13 protein-coding genes, 25 tRNA genes, 1 rRNA gene and 1 riboswitch are annotated in these 14,833 nt (G+C 44.1%); of the genes, 35 read left to right on the top strand and 4 right to left on the bottom strand.

Features of this window, described 5'->3' with window-relative positions; translation table 11 throughout:
* The first annotated feature begins 3 nt into the window (after positions 1-3).
* The 34 genes from rrf to ACYSNU_RS15490 all read left to right on the top strand — a co-directional run bounded on the left by rrf (position 4) and on the right by ACYSNU_RS15490 (position 9,067).
* A 5S ribosomal RNA gene (rrf, locus tag ACYSNU_RS15325) occupies positions 4-119 on the top strand.
* 21 nt (positions 120-140) lie between these two features.
* Positions 141-213, top strand: a tRNA-Val gene (locus ACYSNU_RS15330).
* A 3-nt stretch (positions 214-216) separates the two neighbouring features.
* A tRNA-Lys gene (locus tag ACYSNU_RS15335) sits at positions 217-289 on the top strand.
* 6 nt (positions 290-295) lie between these two features.
* Positions 296-377 (top strand) — tRNA-Leu (locus ACYSNU_RS15340).
* Between the two features lie 5 nt (positions 378-382).
* Positions 383-455 (top strand) — tRNA-Thr (locus ACYSNU_RS15345).
* 10 nt (positions 456-465) lie between these two features.
* Positions 466-537, top strand: a tRNA-Gly gene (locus ACYSNU_RS15350).
* A gap of 14 nt (positions 538-551) precedes the next feature.
* A tRNA-Leu gene (locus ACYSNU_RS15355) sits at positions 552-637 on the top strand.
* 17 nt (positions 638-654) lie between these two features.
* Positions 655-728 (top strand) — tRNA-Arg (locus ACYSNU_RS15360).
* Positions 729-741: 13 nt separating this feature from the next.
* Positions 742-815: transfer RNA gene (locus ACYSNU_RS15365), tRNA-Pro, on the top strand.
* Positions 816-832: 17 nt separating this feature from the next.
* Positions 833-905 (top strand) — tRNA-Ala (locus ACYSNU_RS15370).
* Positions 906-933: 28 nt separating this feature from the next.
* Positions 934-1,007, top strand: a tRNA-Met gene (locus ACYSNU_RS15375).
* A 13-nt stretch (positions 1,008-1,020) separates the two neighbouring features.
* Positions 1,021-1,094: transfer RNA gene (locus ACYSNU_RS15380), tRNA-Ile, on the top strand.
* A gap of 22 nt (positions 1,095-1,116) precedes the next feature.
* A tRNA-Ser gene (locus tag ACYSNU_RS15385) sits at positions 1,117-1,206 on the top strand.
* Positions 1,207-1,218: 12 nt separating this feature from the next.
* Positions 1,219-1,292: transfer RNA gene (locus ACYSNU_RS15390), tRNA-Met, on the top strand.
* Between the two features lie 43 nt (positions 1,293-1,335).
* Positions 1,336-1,412 (top strand) — tRNA-Asp (locus ACYSNU_RS15395).
* 1 nt (position 1,413) lies between these two features.
* A tRNA-Gly gene (locus ACYSNU_RS15400) sits at positions 1,414-1,484 on the top strand.
* Between the two features lie 17 nt (positions 1,485-1,501).
* Positions 1,502-1,575: transfer RNA gene (locus ACYSNU_RS15405), tRNA-Ile, on the top strand.
* A gap of 11 nt (positions 1,576-1,586) precedes the next feature.
* Positions 1,587-1,674: transfer RNA gene (locus ACYSNU_RS15410), tRNA-Ser, on the top strand.
* Positions 1,675-1,687: 13 nt separating this feature from the next.
* Positions 1,688-1,759: transfer RNA gene (locus ACYSNU_RS15415), tRNA-Glu, on the top strand.
* Between the two features lie 5 nt (positions 1,760-1,764).
* Positions 1,765-1,854 (top strand) — tRNA-Ser (locus ACYSNU_RS15420).
* A gap of 14 nt (positions 1,855-1,868) precedes the next feature.
* Positions 1,869-1,942 (top strand) — tRNA-Met (locus ACYSNU_RS15425).
* Between the two features lie 37 nt (positions 1,943-1,979).
* Positions 1,980-2,053 (top strand) — tRNA-Asp (locus tag ACYSNU_RS15430).
* A gap of 10 nt (positions 2,054-2,063) precedes the next feature.
* Positions 2,064-2,136, top strand: a tRNA-Phe gene (locus ACYSNU_RS15435).
* 7 nt (positions 2,137-2,143) lie between these two features.
* Positions 2,144-2,214: transfer RNA gene (locus tag ACYSNU_RS15440), tRNA-Gly, on the top strand.
* 16 nt (positions 2,215-2,230) lie between these two features.
* Positions 2,231-2,304 (top strand) — tRNA-Ile (locus ACYSNU_RS15445).
* Positions 2,305-2,316: 12 nt separating this feature from the next.
* Positions 2,317-2,388 (top strand) — tRNA-Glu (locus ACYSNU_RS15450).
* Positions 2,389-2,508: 120 nt separating this feature from the next.
* Positions 2,509-2,865 carry a VOC family protein gene (locus ACYSNU_RS15455; RefSeq protein ID WP_461738069.1) on the top strand — a complete coding sequence of 119 codons (357 nt, stop codon included), beginning with the start codon at positions 2,509-2,511 and terminating at the stop codon, positions 2,863-2,865.
* A 223-nt stretch (positions 2,866-3,088) separates the two neighbouring features.
* A riboswitch (SMK box riboswitch) is annotated at positions 3,089-3,166 on the top strand.
* Positions 3,164-4,354 carry a methionine adenosyltransferase gene (gene metK / locus ACYSNU_RS15460; protein ID WP_461738070.1) on the top strand — a complete coding sequence of 397 codons (1,191 nt, stop codon included), beginning with the start codon at positions 3,164-3,166 and terminating at the stop codon, positions 4,352-4,354. It overlaps the preceding riboswitch by 3 nt.
* Before the next feature lie 245 nt (positions 4,355-4,599).
* Entirely contained in the window at positions 4,600-6,075 is a 1,476-nt protein-coding gene (locus ACYSNU_RS15465) for an MDR family MFS transporter (RefSeq protein WP_461738071.1), read from the top strand.
* A gap of 47 nt (positions 6,076-6,122) precedes the next feature.
* The gene (locus ACYSNU_RS15470) at positions 6,123-6,914 is read left to right on the top strand and encodes an alpha/beta hydrolase (protein WP_461738072.1); all 792 of its coding nucleotides are present in this window, start codon (positions 6,123-6,125) and stop codon (positions 6,912-6,914) included.
* The gene (locus ACYSNU_RS15475) at positions 6,901-7,365 is read left to right on the top strand and encodes an NUDIX hydrolase (protein WP_461738073.1); all 465 of its coding nucleotides are present in this window, start codon (positions 6,901-6,903) and stop codon (positions 7,363-7,365) included. The genes ACYSNU_RS15470 and ACYSNU_RS15475 overlap by 14 nt, the downstream gene beginning before the upstream one ends.
* A 127-nt stretch (positions 7,366-7,492) precedes the next feature.
* Positions 7,493-8,077 carry a helix-turn-helix domain-containing protein gene (locus ACYSNU_RS15480; protein ID WP_461738074.1) on the top strand — a complete coding sequence of 195 codons (585 nt, stop codon included), beginning with the start codon at positions 7,493-7,495 and terminating at the stop codon, positions 8,075-8,077.
* Positions 8,078-8,109: 32 nt separating this feature from the next.
* The gene (locus tag ACYSNU_RS15485; protein ID WP_461738075.1) at positions 8,110-8,427 is read left to right on the top strand and encodes a hypothetical protein; all 318 of its coding nucleotides are present in this window, start codon (positions 8,110-8,112) and stop codon (positions 8,425-8,427) included.
* Between the two features lie 154 nt (positions 8,428-8,581).
* Positions 8,582-9,067: a GNAT family N-acetyltransferase gene (locus tag ACYSNU_RS15490; protein WP_461738076.1), complete on the top strand. Its 486-nt coding sequence runs from the start codon at positions 8,582-8,584 to the stop codon at positions 9,065-9,067.
* A gap of 51 nt (positions 9,068-9,118) precedes the next feature.
* Here the strand turns inward: ACYSNU_RS15490 and araA are convergent, their stop codons facing one another.
* The 4 genes from araA to ACYSNU_RS15510 all read right to left on the bottom strand — a co-directional run bounded on the left by araA (position 9,119) and on the right by ACYSNU_RS15510 (position 14,106).
* Positions 9,119-10,543: an L-arabinose isomerase gene (araA, locus tag ACYSNU_RS15495; RefSeq protein WP_461738077.1), complete on the bottom strand. Its 1,425-nt coding sequence runs from the start codon at positions 10,541-10,543 to the stop codon at positions 9,119-9,121.
* A gap of 24 nt (positions 10,544-10,567) precedes the next feature.
* Positions 10,568-11,263, bottom strand: coding sequence for an L-ribulose-5-phosphate 4-epimerase (locus tag ACYSNU_RS15500; RefSeq protein ID WP_461738078.1), 696 nt, complete (start codon positions 11,261-11,263; stop codon positions 10,568-10,570).
* 25 nt (positions 11,264-11,288) lie between these two features.
* On the bottom strand, positions 11,289-12,893 hold the full coding sequence (locus ACYSNU_RS15505) for a xylulokinase (RefSeq protein ID WP_461738187.1): 1,605 nt from the start codon (positions 12,891-12,893) through the stop codon (positions 11,289-11,291).
* A gap of 127 nt (positions 12,894-13,020) precedes the next feature.
* On the bottom strand, positions 13,021-14,106 hold the full coding sequence (locus ACYSNU_RS15510; protein WP_461738079.1) for a substrate-binding domain-containing protein: 1,086 nt from the start codon (positions 14,104-14,106) through the stop codon (positions 13,021-13,023).
* A 439-nt stretch (positions 14,107-14,545) separates the two neighbouring features.
* Here ACYSNU_RS15510 and ACYSNU_RS15515 point away from each other — a divergent pair, with 439 nt between their 5' ends.
* Positions 14,546-14,794 (top strand): hypothetical protein, encoded by a 249-nt coding sequence (locus ACYSNU_RS15515; protein WP_461738080.1) that lies wholly within the window; start codon positions 14,546-14,548, stop codon positions 14,792-14,794.
* The last annotated feature ends 39 nt before the right edge of the window (positions 14,795-14,833 follow it).

Here is a 14,833-nt window from a genome sequence, read left to right on the forward strand (position 1 = left end):
TTGTGTGGTGGCGATAGCGAGAAGGATACACCTGTAACCATGCCGAACACAGAAGTTAAGCTTCTTAGCGCCGATTGTAGTGAAGGGTTGCCCTTTGTGAGAGTAGGACGTCGCCACGCAGTTGTTTTGTCTTAATCATTGGAGGTTTAGCTCAGCTGGGAGAGCATCTGCCTTACAAGCAGAGGGTCAGCGGTTCGATCCCGTTAACCTCCATATGAGTCGTTAGCTCAGTTGGTAGAGCATCTGACTTTTAATCAGAGGGTCACAGGTTCGAGCCCTGTACGACTCATACGATGCGGGTGTGGCGGAATTGGCAGACGCACTAGATTTAGGATCTAGCGCCTTACGGCGTGGGGGTTCAAGTCCCTTCACCCGCATAGAAGCCGGCTTAGCTCAGTTGGTAGAGCATCTGATTTGTAATCAGAGGGTCGAGGGTTCAAGTCCTTTAGCCGGCATAGGAAAACTGCGGAAATAGCTCAGTGGTAGAGCACCACCTTGCCAAGGTGGGGGTCGCGGGTTCGAACCCCGTTTTCCGCTTTAAGTAAAAACAAGCCGGGGTGGCGGAACTGGCAGACGCACAGGACTTAAAATCCTGCGGTGAGTGATCACCGTACCGGTTCGATTCCGGTCCTCGGCATAGTGTGAAAACACCATGCACCCATAGCTCAACTGGATAGAGTGTTTGACTACGAATCAAAAGGTTAGGGGTTCGACTCCCTTTGGGTGCATTATAGTTTTTAACGGGAAGTAGCTCAGCTTGGTAGAGCACTTGGTTTGGGACCAAGGGGTCGCAGGTTCGAATCCTGTCTTCCCGATTATTTTGTAACATCATGGGGCCTTAGCTCAGCTGGGAGAGCGCCTGCTTTGCACGCAGGAGGTCAGCGGTTCGATCCCGCTAGGCTCCATTTCATTTTTTAATGAAAATTATATTTTCGCGGTGTAGCTCAGCTGGCTAGAGCGTCCGGTTCATACCCGGGAGGTCGGGGGTTCGATCCCCTCCGCCGCGATACTTTAGAGCTTGGACCTTTAGCTCAGTTGGTTAGAGCAGACGGCTCATAACCGTCCGGTCGTAGGTTCGAGTCCTACAAGGTCCATTGTTTTCTAATTTTTAATGCTGGAGGATTACCCAAGTCCGGCTGAAGGGAACGGTCTTGAAAACCGTCAGGCGGGTAAAACCGTGCAAGGGTTCGAATCCCTTATCCTCCTTTTTAATATTATCGCGGGATGGAGCAGTCTGGTAGCTCGTCGGGCTCATAACCCGAAGGTCGTAGGTTCAAATCCTGCTCCCGCAATTACTTTTGACTATCAAAAGTACAATTTAATAAAACTAATATTGGTTTGGTAGTTCAGCTGGTTAGAATGCCTGCCTGTCACGCAGGAGGTCGCGGGTTCGAGTCCCGTCCAGACCGCCATGCGGGTGTAGTTTAGTGGTAAAACCACAGCCTTCCAAGCTGTTGTCGCGAGTTCGATTCTCGTCACCCGCTTTAGTTTTATTAATTTGGGGCCTATAGCTCAGCTGGTTAGAGCGCACGCCTGATAAGCGTGAGGTCGATGGTTCGAGTCCATTTAGGCCCATTATTTTTCTTGGGGAAGTACTCAAGTGGCTGAAGAGGCGCCCCTGCTAAGGGTGTAGGTCGGGAAACCGGCGCGAGGGTTCAAATCCCTCCTTCTCCGTTTCATTTTTTTAGGCCCGTTGGTCAAGCGGTTAAGACACCGCCCTTTCACGGCGGTAACACGGGTTCGATTCCCGTACGGGTCATTGCTGGAGGATTACCCAAGTCCGGCTGAAGGGAACGGTCTTGAAAACCGTCAGGCGGGTAAAACCGTGCAAGGGTTCGAATCCCTTATCCTCCTTTTTTTAATATTATCGCGGGATGGAGCAGTCTGGTAGCTCGTCGGGCTCATAACCCGAAGGTCGTAGGTTCAAATCCTGCTCCCGCAATTACTTTTTAATAAAAGTACGTATCACCCTTTAAAACGGTTTGGTAGTTCAGCTGGTTAGAATGCCTGCCTGTCACGCAGGAGGTCGCGGGTTCGAGTCCCGTCCAGACCGCTTTTTTTATGGCTCGGTAGCTCAGTTGGTAGAGCAATGGATTGAAGCTCCATGTGTCGGCAGTTCGATTCTGTCCCGCGCCATTTTTTTGCGGGTGTAGTTTAGTGGTAAAACCACAGCCTTCCAAGCTGTTGTCGCGAGTTCGATTCTCGTCACCCGCTTTACTTCATTTGTTTGGGGCCTATAGCTCAGCTGGTTAGAGCGCACGCCTGATAAGCGTGAGGTCGATGGTTCGAGTCCATTTAGGCCCATTATTAATATTCGGCCCGTTGGTCAAGCGGTTAAGACACCGCCCTTTCACGGCGGTAACACGGGTTCGATTCCCGTACGGGTCACTTCGAAGATTGCTTTAGTTGCAGTCTTTTTTTTTGTGGTCTAAAGTATCCGCTTTCTTTTATTGACTTGTTTTTGTTATACTTGAGAAAATACCTGTAGTTAAGAAAGAAGGAGCACACATGATTGATCATTTAAGTATTGGTGTAAGTGATTTGGCAAAAAGTAAGGAATTTTATCAGGAGGCCTTGAAACCTTTGGGCTATCAAGTAAAGATTGAAATGCCCCATGGTGTTTGTTTTAGCGCCGAGAGCGGTGGCGATTTGTGGATTGTAAAAGGCGATGTTTCCCCCATTCATTTGGCCTTTGGCGGGAGTCGTCAGCAGGTGGAGGCTTTTTACACTGCAGCGTTGAAGGCCGGTGGGGTTGATAATGGTGGACCTGGACTGCGACCGCAATACCATGAAAATTATTATGCGGCTTTTATTTTTGACCCGGATGGCTACAATCTTGAAGTTGTTTCCCATGCTGCTAGTTAAGAACTTATAAAAGCAGAATATGAAAAATTTTTCGTTCATGTTCACTTGTTTTACATGGAATAATGTAGTGATAGCTAACACTGGTTCTGAGGAATAAGAAATTTTGCAAAACTTTTTTTAACTTTTTAGCCTCTTGTCGTTCACAACGCAGGAGGCTTTTGGACTGGCTAGGAAATTTGCATTGATTTCTGTAGGGTTTTCCGAAGCTTTCTGCTATACTAGGTATCGTTGCAAGTTCCCGAAAGGATTCGCACTGCGAAGATGCCTTGTAACCGAAAAATTTTAGGGGGAATAACTCATGACAGAAAGACATTTATTTACTTCAGAATCTGTCTCTGAAGGCCATCCAGATAAGGTTGCCGATCAAATTAGTGACGCAATTTTAGATGCGATTTTAGAAAAGGATCCCGATGCACGGGTCGCCTGTGAGACATCCGTCACTACGGGTTTGGTGCTAGTTTTTGGTGAAATATCCACAAGTGCTTATGTGGACATTCAAAAAGTTGTCCGCAAAACGATTAATGAAATCGGCTATACACGGGCCAAGTTTGGCTTTGACGGGGACACGGTTGCCGTATTAGTGGCAATTGATGAACAATCACCTGATATTGCCCAAGGGGTTGATGAAGCCTTAGAAGTGCGGGGGACAACTGGTGATCCATTAGATTTGATTGGTGCAGGTGACCAGGGTTTGATGTTTGGTTTTGCAGTCGATGAAACACCGGAATTAATGCCGTTACCGATTGCTTTATCCCATCGTTTAGTTCGCCGGTTGGCGGAGTTGCGCAAGAGTGGCGAGTTAGATTATTTGCGTCCAGATGCCAAGTCGCAGGTGACGATTGAATACGATGAGGCTGGTCAGCCGCAAAGAGTCGATACGATTGTGATTAGCACTCAGCATGATGAACAGGTGGACAATCAAACGATTCATGATGATATTATTGAAAAAGTGATTAAAGATGTGATTCCAGTTCATCTATTGGATGAGCAGACAAAATATTTTATTAATCCGACGGGACGCTTTGTTATCGGCGGACCTCAAGGGGATGCTGGTCTAACTGGCCGCAAAATTATTGTCGATACTTATGGTGGCTATGCCCGTCATGGCGGCGGCGCTTTTTCTGGGAAAGATGCTACTAAAGTGGACCGTTCTGCAAGTTATGCGGCCCGTTATATTGCCAAGAATATTGTGGCAGCCGGTTTTGCTAAAAAGGCTGAGGTTCAGCTGGCGTATGCTATCGGTGTAGCGCAGCCGGTTTCGATTTCAATCAATACTTTTGGAACGTCAACCGTGCCTGAAAGTAAACTGATTGAAGCAGTGCGGGAGAATTTTGATTTGCGTCCAGCGGGCATTATTGAAATGCTGGACCTGAAGCGGCCGATTTACAAGCAAACAGCCGCATATGGTCACTTTGGTCGCACAGATATTGATTTGCCTTGGGAAAAATTGGACAAGGTAGCGGGCTTAAGAGAAAGCATTGGCGAGTAGTTGAGCCGAAAAAAATATTTTTATATTGATTTGAAAAGGGAAGGTACTGGCGCAAGCTGGGCCTTCTTTTTATATTTTGTATCAGGGAAGTTGACAAATCTTCAACAGTGGATTGACTAGAAAAATATTTTTTAATTGGCAACAGAATTGCGATTAACTTGTGATAAATATTTTTTTAGTGGAGTTGTACGGCTTTTTTCTGATACAATCAAAGAGATAGTCTAAATAAGGGAGTAATGAAGGAAATGGCAAGAAAAACCAATGTCCCCTTAGTCACTGTGTGTGTCTTTGTGGCGACTTTTATGACGGCGATTGAAGGGACAATTGTCACGACGGCAATGCCGACAATTGTCGGCTCTTTAGATGGTTTGGAAATTATGAATTGGGTCTTCTCAGTTTATTTATTAACCAATGCGATGATGACACCGATTTATGGAAAATTGGCAGACAAGGTCGGCCGTAAACCGATTTTTATGCTGGGTATTTTGATTTTTATTATAGGGTCTTCTCTGTGTGGCTTGTCCAACACAATGCTGACGTTGATTATTGCACGGGCCATTCAAGGAATCGGTGCTGGGGCGATTATGCCGGTGGCTCTGACAATTATTGCCGATATGTATACTGTGGAAAAACGGGCACAGGTTTTAGGCTTTAACAATGCAGCTTGGGGGATTTCTAGTGTTCTTGGGCCATTAGCCGGTGGCCTGATTGTCGACACAATCGGCTGGCATTGGATTTTCTTTATTAATCTGCCGATTGGTTTAGTCCTGCTGGGGCTAATTTATTTATTTTTACAGGAGGAAAAAGTTCCTCGAACAGCCAAACGGGTTGATGTTGTGGGAACAATAACGCTGTTAGTGACGCTGTTTAGTTTGCTACTAGGATTTCAAGAGTTGGAAAATGGTGTATCTGTGAGTGTGCTGTTCTTATTTGTGATTGCCATTTTAGCTTTTGTGATTTTTTTAAAAGCGGAGAAAAAAGCGGAAGATCCAATTATTACTTTAGGCTTATTTAAAAGCCCGCTTTTCGTGGTGGCTAATTTAGTTGCTGCATTGGTGAGTGGCTATTTAATAGGAATTGATGTTTATATTCCAATGTGGATGCAGGGAGTTTTAGGCATCAGTGCAGCAATCGGCGGACTAGCCTTAGCGCCGATGTCGATTCTGTGGATGGCGGGCTCATTTTTAGCGGGGCGCTGGCTGAGTAAATTTTCTGAGCAGCGAATTTTGCTTCAAGGGTTGAGTCTAGTGGCGCTTGGTGGATTTGGTTTATTCTTTTTACCTGCCTATAGTAATTATAATTTCTTTCTAGTGATTTCAGCGGTCATCGGCTTAGGCTTTGGGATTACCATCACAACGGCGACTGTCAGCGTTCAAAGTAGTGTGCCGCCGGAATCTTTAGGGGTGGCGACTTCTTTTAATACGCTAGTGCGAACCATTGGCCAGACGGTGATGGTTTCAGTTTTTGGCTTGATAATCAATCAAGCCACTGCGCAAGGTTTAGCGCAAAAAGGCTTTGATCCACAAAGCGATTTGATGAATCAGTTGGTTAATCCGCAAACTGCTAAAGAATTGCCCCAGGAGATGCTGACCCCGCTGCGGGAAATTTTATACAGTGGACTGCATCGGGTTTTTCTGATTGGGTTAGTGATGGTGGCAGTTGCTATCGCAGTTGTTATGTTGTATCAGCAAAAACAAAAAATGAAAGTAAGCAACTCTTGAGCTTGCTGTGATGTTTAAAGTTATTTAAGACAAAAGGAGTGGTTGAAATGGCCTTTTTACAAGCCAATATTTATTCAAATGTTTTAGAAATGGAAGTCATGATCAATGTAGTATTGCCGCAAAAGACGGAGAAAAAAATCGGTAGCAGCAGTCTTGGGGCCAATGAGGATGTCCCGGTTTTATATTTGCTTCATGGTATGAACGGCAATCACAGCGTCTGGGCTCGCCGCACGTCAATCGAACGCTATGTGGCGGATTATCAGATTGCTGTGGTGATGCCTTCGACTGATTTGGGCTGGTATACCGATACGACTTATGATATGAACTATTGGACTTTTATTGCGGAGGAATTGCCGGAGATTGTTCACGAGCTGTTTCCGCAAATTTCTACTAAACGGGAAAAAACATATGCGGCTGGACTTTCAATGGGAGGCTACGGGGCTTTAAAACTTGGTTTAAGAAAACCTGAAAACTTTGCGGCCGTAGCTTCTCTCTCAGGAGCAGTCGTTTTAGGTCTGCAAATGGAGCAGATGCTGGAGGTTCGGCCTCGGAAATATTGGGAGGGTATCTTTGGCCCCTTAGATGAGGTGGCCAATAGTGATAATGCCCCTTTGTATTTATTGAATAAACTAGTAGCCAGCGGTCAGGAAATTCCCCGCATTTTTCTGGCCTGCGGAACTGAAGACCCTCTCTATGCAGCTAGTGCTGGAATGTCTGGTCAAATGACTAAACTAGGTGTTGCCCATACTTTTGAGGAGGGACCCGGCGAGCACAATTGGATTTTTTGGGACCAATGGATTCAGCGGGTCTTAGAATGGTTCTTTGATGAAAATGCCTAACGATTTGACGGTCTCTTTACCAGCAGGAAAACTAAATATTCGAGTGGCGGCGTGGCTAGAACACGAGGGTCAGCTTTTGGTCAGCCGTTTCCCTAATGGTCGGCTGTCACTCCCCGGGGGTCGGCTGAAATTTAACGAAAATTCAGCCGTGGGTCTCAAACGGGAAATTTTTGAGGAATTGCAGCAGCCGGTCAGTGACCTTAATCTGATGGCAATAGTTGAGAATTTCTTTGATATTGAGGCCGATAGCTTTCATGAATTGTTATTTATTTATCGCGGGAGTGTTCCTTATCAGAAACAATACCGCAGCACTGATTCCCAAGAGCAAACAATTCTATGGCTGCCTTTGAAACAGATTGAACTTTTGCGGCCAGCAGTGTTACAAGAGCTGGACGAGTATCAAGGAGCTGAAATTCTGCACCTGATTAATCGGGATAATGAAGAAAATTAAAAAGCTTGATATTACGCTGTTTTTTCGTTGATAAAGACTTTTGACAACGCAAAATCGCCCATGATAAAGACCTTTGCTAGTCAAAAACTTCTCCAACAACTAAGCTGAAATCGAAGGGATGAAGAAGATGAACCTCAGTCAACAAATTAAGAAATTACGGGACCGTGATCAGCTTTCCCAAGAGGATTTAGCGGAGAAAATTTATGTTTCCCGCCAAACTATTTCCAACTGGGAAAATGAACGCAGCTATCCAGATGTTCATAATTTGTTATTAATGAGTGTCCTCTTTGACGTTACTTTAGATGAATTAGTGAAGGGAGACGTGGATCAAATGCGGCGCATGATTCAAAATGATGAGATGGATAGGTATGGGAAATGGATGGGGCTTTTTCTGTTGGCTGCTATTGTTGTAGGAATTGTTAGCATTACTATCTGGGGTGTGTGGGGTTATCTTCCACTGGGCATCTTATGGGCCATCAGTATGTATTTTGCCATGAAGATTGAAAAGATAAAGAAGAAAAATGATATTAAGACATTCAAAGAGATCGTTGCTTTTACTGATGGGAAAACGGATTTAGATGACATTCGCAAACAGCGGAATAGCAAAAAATATTTTTTGGAAAAGTCCTTGATTGTTCTTACATTTGGAGTAATTGGGGCGATACTGGGCCTGTTGGTTTCGTTTATCACAGAATTTTTGATTAATCTTTAAACATGATAACAAACTGATCAGGAGGGCAAGTAATGGAGCAAATCATTATTTTAAGTATTACTTTAGTGTTATTAGTTATCTATTTTTATAGTCATTATTACCGTCTCCGCATGCCGGCAAAGGGGGATGAACGCTGGCTGGAAATTGAAAAAAGAGCGAGCCGAATTGCCAATGGCTATTTTCAAGGTTTGATTGTGGTTGTCGCTTTGGCCCAAGGACTACTGTTGTTTCTGCCGGAGATGAATGTCACTATTTCTTTGGAGAGAGTCTTGATGATTGCTTTTTGGGTGATTATTGCCGGTCAGGTGGTAGAAGTATTAGCGCTGCGACATTTTAATCGGGTGATGTAACAGAATAAAAACTAAAGAGGCTGTTGAGTCAAATTAATTGAGATTCAAAAAATGTTGAAGGCTACGGCAGTATTCTGAAGTTATTTTACAAACGAGGTTTCGACGATTTTATAAGTTGGTTAAAATAAAAAATGAGTAGTTGAGGGAGCTAGGTATGGAACAAATGGTCATTAGAAGGGCGACGGAGCAGGATGTGCCCTTGATTTTAAATTTTATCAAAGAATTGGCAGTCTATGAAAAAATGCTGACGGATGTGACGGCTACAGAAGAGCTGTTGCGGGAAAATTTATTTGAAAAGCAGCGGGCCGAAGTGATTATCGGTGAAGTCGATGAACAACCGGTGGCGTTTGCTTTATTTTTTACTAATTTTTCGACGTTTGTCGGTAAGCCGGGATTGTACTTGGAGGATTTATTTGTGAAGCCAGAATTTCGGGGAGCGGGCTTTGGCCAACAGATTTTAGCTTACTTGGCGAATTTAGCTGTCGCACGGGATTATGGTCGCTTTGAGTGGGTGGTGCTAGATTGGAATCAGCCGTCGATTGATTTTTATCAAAAGATGGGGGCCGTGGCGATGGATGAATGGCGTATTTTTCGGGTGAGTGGGCCGGCCTTAGAGAAATTGGCGGCCTTAGAGAATTAAAAGAACAAAACAACCGCTGGCATTTATTTACCAGCGGTTTTTAGATGTCCTTTATTTAATTGTTACAAATTCTAAACCGACTAATTTAGCCCATGTTTCAATTTGGTCTGAAGTCAGGCTTAGTGAAACGACTGTGTGATGACCGCCGCCGGTTTCAATCCAAGATTGTACGCCGTCATGAAAGTTTGGCCGTGGTGTCCACATGATGCGGGCCACTGGTAATTTTGGTGCTGCTTCTGTTGGTTCAAAGGCATCGACTTCATTGATTAATAATTTGTAGTTAGTACCAAAGTCGGCCATCGAAACCGCCACACCTTCGCCAGCCATACCGTCAAAGACTAAACGGGCAGGGTCTTCCCGATCTCCCATGGAGAGCGGAGCGACAACAATTTTTGGTTTGTTGGCGGCTAAAACGGGGTCAACCTCCATCATATGGGATTGTAAAATGGCTTCTTTACCGGGTGTTAATTCGTAAGTGTAGTCCTCCATAAAGCCGGTCGCTTTGTTATGGGCCATAATTTTTAGTAAACGGTCAATGGCGGCTGTTTTCCAATCGCCTTCACCGGCAAAACCATAGCCTTCTGCCATTAAGCGTTGGACAGCTAAACCTGGTAATTGTTGCATACCGTATAAATCTTCAAAGTTGCTGCTAAAGGCCGTGTAATCACCGGCTTCTAGAAAACGGCGCAGGCCGATTTCTTGGCGGGCTTGGACTTTGACATGGTCTTCCCAAGTTTTTTGATCATAATCAGTGTAATCAAAATCGTACATTTCTTTGTATTGTTCAAATAAAGTATCGACTTCTGCCTCAGTTACAGCATTGACGTATTGCACTAAATCGCCGATGCCAAAATAATCAACAGTCCAGCCAAATTGAATTTGCGCTTCAACTTTGTCTCCTTCTGTCACGGCAACATTACGCATGTTGTCGCCAAAACGCGCTACTTTAATATTGAAACTTTCGTTGTAGGCAACAGCGACATCCATCCATTCGGCAATTTGCTGCTGAACTTTTTCCGATTGCCAGAAGCCAACGACGATTTTATTATTTTTTTGCAGGCGGGCATTGATGAAGCCGTATTCCCGGTCCCCGTGAGCAGCTTGGTTTAAGTTCATAAAGTCCATGTCAATCGTGGCCCAAGGAATACTTTCGTTGTATTGGGTAGCGAGGTGCAACAAAGGTTTTTGCAATAATTTGGTGCCGCGAATCCAGTTTTTGGCTGGTGAGAAGGTGTGCATCCATGTAATCACACCGGCGACTTCATCCCGATAGTTGACTTCCTTCATGATTTTAGTGATGACAGCAGGTGTTACTGCTAGCTCTTGTAAAACGACAGGATAAGGCAGTTTGCCGCTTTTATTTAAGGAAGCAACCATTTCCTCTGCGTGATTTTTAACCTCTCTTAAAGCTTCTTCGCCGTATAAATGTTGGGAACCTACGACAAACCAAAATTCTTTTTTTCCAATTGATAACATCTGATAAATCTCCTTTATATGATTTTATTTTTGTCCGTAATAAGCATCTGCACCGTGTTTGCGCAGGTAATGTTTGTCTAAAATCCGTTGCGGCAGTTCTGGTGCATAGCTGTTAAGCTGGCGAGCGATGAAGTTCATCTTGGCAACTTCTTCTAATACAACGGCGTTCATCACAGCGGCATTGGCATCTTTGCCCCAGGTAAAAGGGGCATGGCCGTGCAAAAGGACACCGGGGATTTCTAGCGGTTGAATGTTGCGTTCCTTAAAAGTTTCAACAATCACGTTGCCGGTCTCAGTTTCATAGCCGGCATCAATTTCCGCCTGCGTTAAAAAACGAGCGCAGGGGACGCTGCCATAAAAAGTATCAGCGTGGGTTGTTCCCATCGCCGGCAAGTCAACGCCCGCTTGCGCCCAACCTGTGGCCCAAGTGGAATGGGTGTGGACGATGCCGCCGATTTCGGCAAACTTTTTATAGAGGACGGCGTGGGTCGGGGTATCAGAAGAAGGATTTAATTTTCCTTCAACGACCTTGCCGTCAAAGTCGCAGACGACCATGTCGCTGGCCTGCATCGTATCGTAATCGACGCCACTGGGTTTGATGACAAATAAGTTTTGCTCCCGGTCAACTGCTGAAACATTGCCCCAAGTGTATTTGATTAATCCGTGTTTGGGCAATTCGAGATTGGCTTGGAAAACTTCTTCTTTTAGTTGCTCTAACATGTTGTTTAAAAACCTCCTTTAAAACTTATTTCAGATAGTCAATTGCCGTTTTTTCAATCGGCAAAGCTCTTTCATAACGTTTCACAAAAGTCGTATAGCCGGCTAAATCAGCTTCAGTCGGAGTGATGGTAACACCAGCGCTCTCAGCAAAAACCTGCTGCTGTAAAAAGCTTTCTAAATCCTGCTGGGCATTTTTCAAGTAGGCGGCTAAAATAGCGATGCCCCAAGCTCCTCCTTCGCCAGCCGTTTCCATCACCGTCACCGGCGCTTCCATCGCAGCGGCTAAAATTCTTTGACCAACTTCTGGCGTTTTGAAAATGCCACCGTGACCGACTAATTTATCGATTTTAATATTTTCCGTTTTTAAAATTTCCATGCCGATGCGCATCGCACCAAAAGCGCTAGATAGGTGCATCCGCATAAAGTTCGCTAAATCAAATTTACCTTCTGGCGTGCGGACAAATAATGGCCGCCCTTCATTGACACCGGTGATATTTTCGCCGGAATGGTAACCAAAGGACATCAGGCCGCCACAGTCGGGATCGCCTTCGAGGGCTTTGTTAAATAAAGTCGTATAAAGTTTATCCATGCTGACTTCTAAACCGAGACTGTCGAGAAATTCTTTAAAGAGCTTGACCCAAGAATTAATTTCCGAGGAACAATTGTTGGTGTGAACCATCGCGACTAAATCACCAGCTGGCGTCGTTACCAAATCAATTTCTGGATGAACTTTTTGCATTTCTTCTTCTAAGACAATCATCGCAAAGGCCGAGGTTCCCGCCGAAACATTACCGGTGCGCTGAGCCACGCTGTTGGTTGCCACCATGCCCGTGCCGGCATCGCCTTCAGGGGGACACAGAGGAATCCCCGCTTGCAAAGTACCAGTCGGGTCTAAAAGATAAGCTCCTTCTTCCGTCAGGTGACCAGCGTCCACGCCGGCAACCAAAACTTTTGGTAAGAGGTCATTTAATTTTTTGCTAAAACCAGCTTCAGCGGCTAATTTTTCAAAAATGGCCACTTTGTCTTGGGCAAAATTCTTCGTTTTGCTATCAATCGGGAACATGCCGGAAGCATCTCCAATGCCTAAAACTTTTTCACCAGTCAGCTGCCAATGAATGTAGCCGGCTAAAGTCGTGAAGAAATCCAACTTCGCTAGGTGTGCCTCTTGATTTAAAATGGCTTGATATAAATGAGCGATACTCCAACGCTGCGGGATGTTGTATTGGAACGCTGCGGTTAATTTTTCCTCCGCTTCACCGGTCATTGAGTTGCGCCAAGTTCTAAAGGGCACCAGCAGATTGTCTTCTTGGTCAAAAGCTAAATAACCATGCATCATTGCACTAAAACCAATCGAACCGATAGTCACTAGATTTTCACCATAAAGTTCAAAGACTTCTGCCGCCATTTTCCGATAGCTTTGGCGTAAGCCCTTCCAAATTTCATCAAGCGAATACGTCCAGACACCATCCACCAATTGATTTTCCCATTCGTAACTACCAGAAGCAATTGGGGTAAAATCCGCTCCAATCAGGACAGCTTTAATCCGTGTTGAGCCAAATTCAATCCCTAAGGCCGTGTTGCCATCAATAATATTCAATTTTGCGGTGGAAATTTGTTCTTGCGTCGTAATGATAATCCCCTCCCTTAAATTCACTTTTATTATAAAATATTTGTACGTACATGTAAACAATTTCTTTTCATTTTGTACGGACAAATAAAAACGACAGCTGAAAACAGCTGTCGTTAAAAAAGTTTTTTTACTTAATTTTCCTCGTCGAATCCCGTTTAATTAATTTTGGTTCATAAAGGATGCTCGGCGGCTCCTGCTGAGTTTCAATGGCTTGAATCAGCCAGTTGGCGGCGTCCACGCCCATTTTTTCTTTAGGATGTTCCAAGGTGGTTAATTTTACTTTGCCGACTTTACTGACGGAGGCATTGTCATTGCCGACTAGCGAAATTGCTTGGGGCACTTGGAAATGATGCTCCTCCAAAACGTCCAGTAAACGACTGGCAATTTGATCGTTGTAACAAATAATGCCCGTAACGGCTTTTTGGTTGAGGCGGGTTAAAACCTGCTGATAAATTTCTTTGCGGGTTTCAGTTGTGTAGGTGATGATATCCTCTGAAGCAAAAAGGACATCATAGGTTTCACAGGCTTGGATAAAGCCTTTTAGTCGATATTTCCCCTGCAGGTCGTCAATTTTAGCAATAAAAAGCAGCTGCTGATGGCCTTCTTTAATCAATAGCTCTGTCGCTAAAAAGCCCGCTTGCGTGTCATCAACACAAAGGGAGGGCAGCGCTAATTCCTCATAGGCGGCATTGATCATGACCATCGGAATTTTTTGTTCGCGTAGTTTAACGTATAAGGCAATGTTGGGATTGTATTGATTACTTTTGGTGGGTTCAATAATCAAGCCCTGCACCCCGTAGTCCAGCATTTTTTCTAAACATTCCCGCTCCTGCTGATGGTCATTATTGGTGCTAGCCAACAACAAGGAGTAGCCCTGCTGGCGCAAAGTTTTTTCCAAGCCGCGGATAATTGATGGAAAAATATAATCGGATAAATAGGTGATAATGACACCGATCGTTTTATTTTCTTTTATAGGTAATGCGACCGCCGGAGCTAAATAGGCATTATCGACATAAGTTCCTGAACCTTTTTCAGCCCGCAAATAACCTTCGTTGACTAATAAGGCAATTGCTTGGCGCACGGTGTGCCGGCTGACGGCATAGTCTTTTTGCAGTTGCAATTCAGATGGGATGGCTGCATCTAAAGCATATTCCCCTTGAACTATTTTCTTTTTTAAATTATCGGCGATGGCTTGATACTTACTAACACCCATCTAACCGCCCCTCTCTTTCACAATATGTCCGAACATCTTTTATTTTAGCACAAGTTGTCTGGTTTAAAAATGAAAAGTTTAAAACCAAGCAAGACAAATTTTTTTCTTTAGCAGAAGCAGTTGAATTGAAAGGCAAAATTTGAAGAGAAGCTTTTTGCATTCATTTATTTGATAACCTAAGAGGCAGTTTACCTAAACTATTCAGATAAACTTTTTTTTAAGAAATGTAAGAGCTTGGGAAATCTTGACTGCTTAAATTTCCCCTAAATAGACTGACTTAATTGCTGAAAATATTAGTTAATATTGACACTATAAATTTATACCGTATAATGGAATTGTAAACAGTTGCTAAAGATTATAAATCTGTCGATGATGAGTTGGGATTTTTTTGATAAATGAAGTAGGCTGAAGGCTTGTTTAGAAAGCGGGTGAGATTTTGATGCTAGAATTTTTGGGAATTATTTTTTTAATTGTCGCACTGATTAGTGTGATTAATTATTTCAGAAAAGAAGCGCAGGAAAAAAATCTGATTGCGTCACTGTTGGACAATCAGGCTAGTATGCTGAAGGTTCACACCATCATCCGCAATACTGAAGATGAGATTTTGGCGGTGCGGATTATCAGCAATCAATTAGAGGTCCCGACCCATGTAGCTTTTATTATTTTTGAAAATGTTAAAACCAGTTAGATGCTACGGTGAACATTTTTTGCAGCTACGTTTTTCCGC

The sequence above is a fragment of the Enterococcus sp. LJL120 genome (assembly GCF_054871765.1).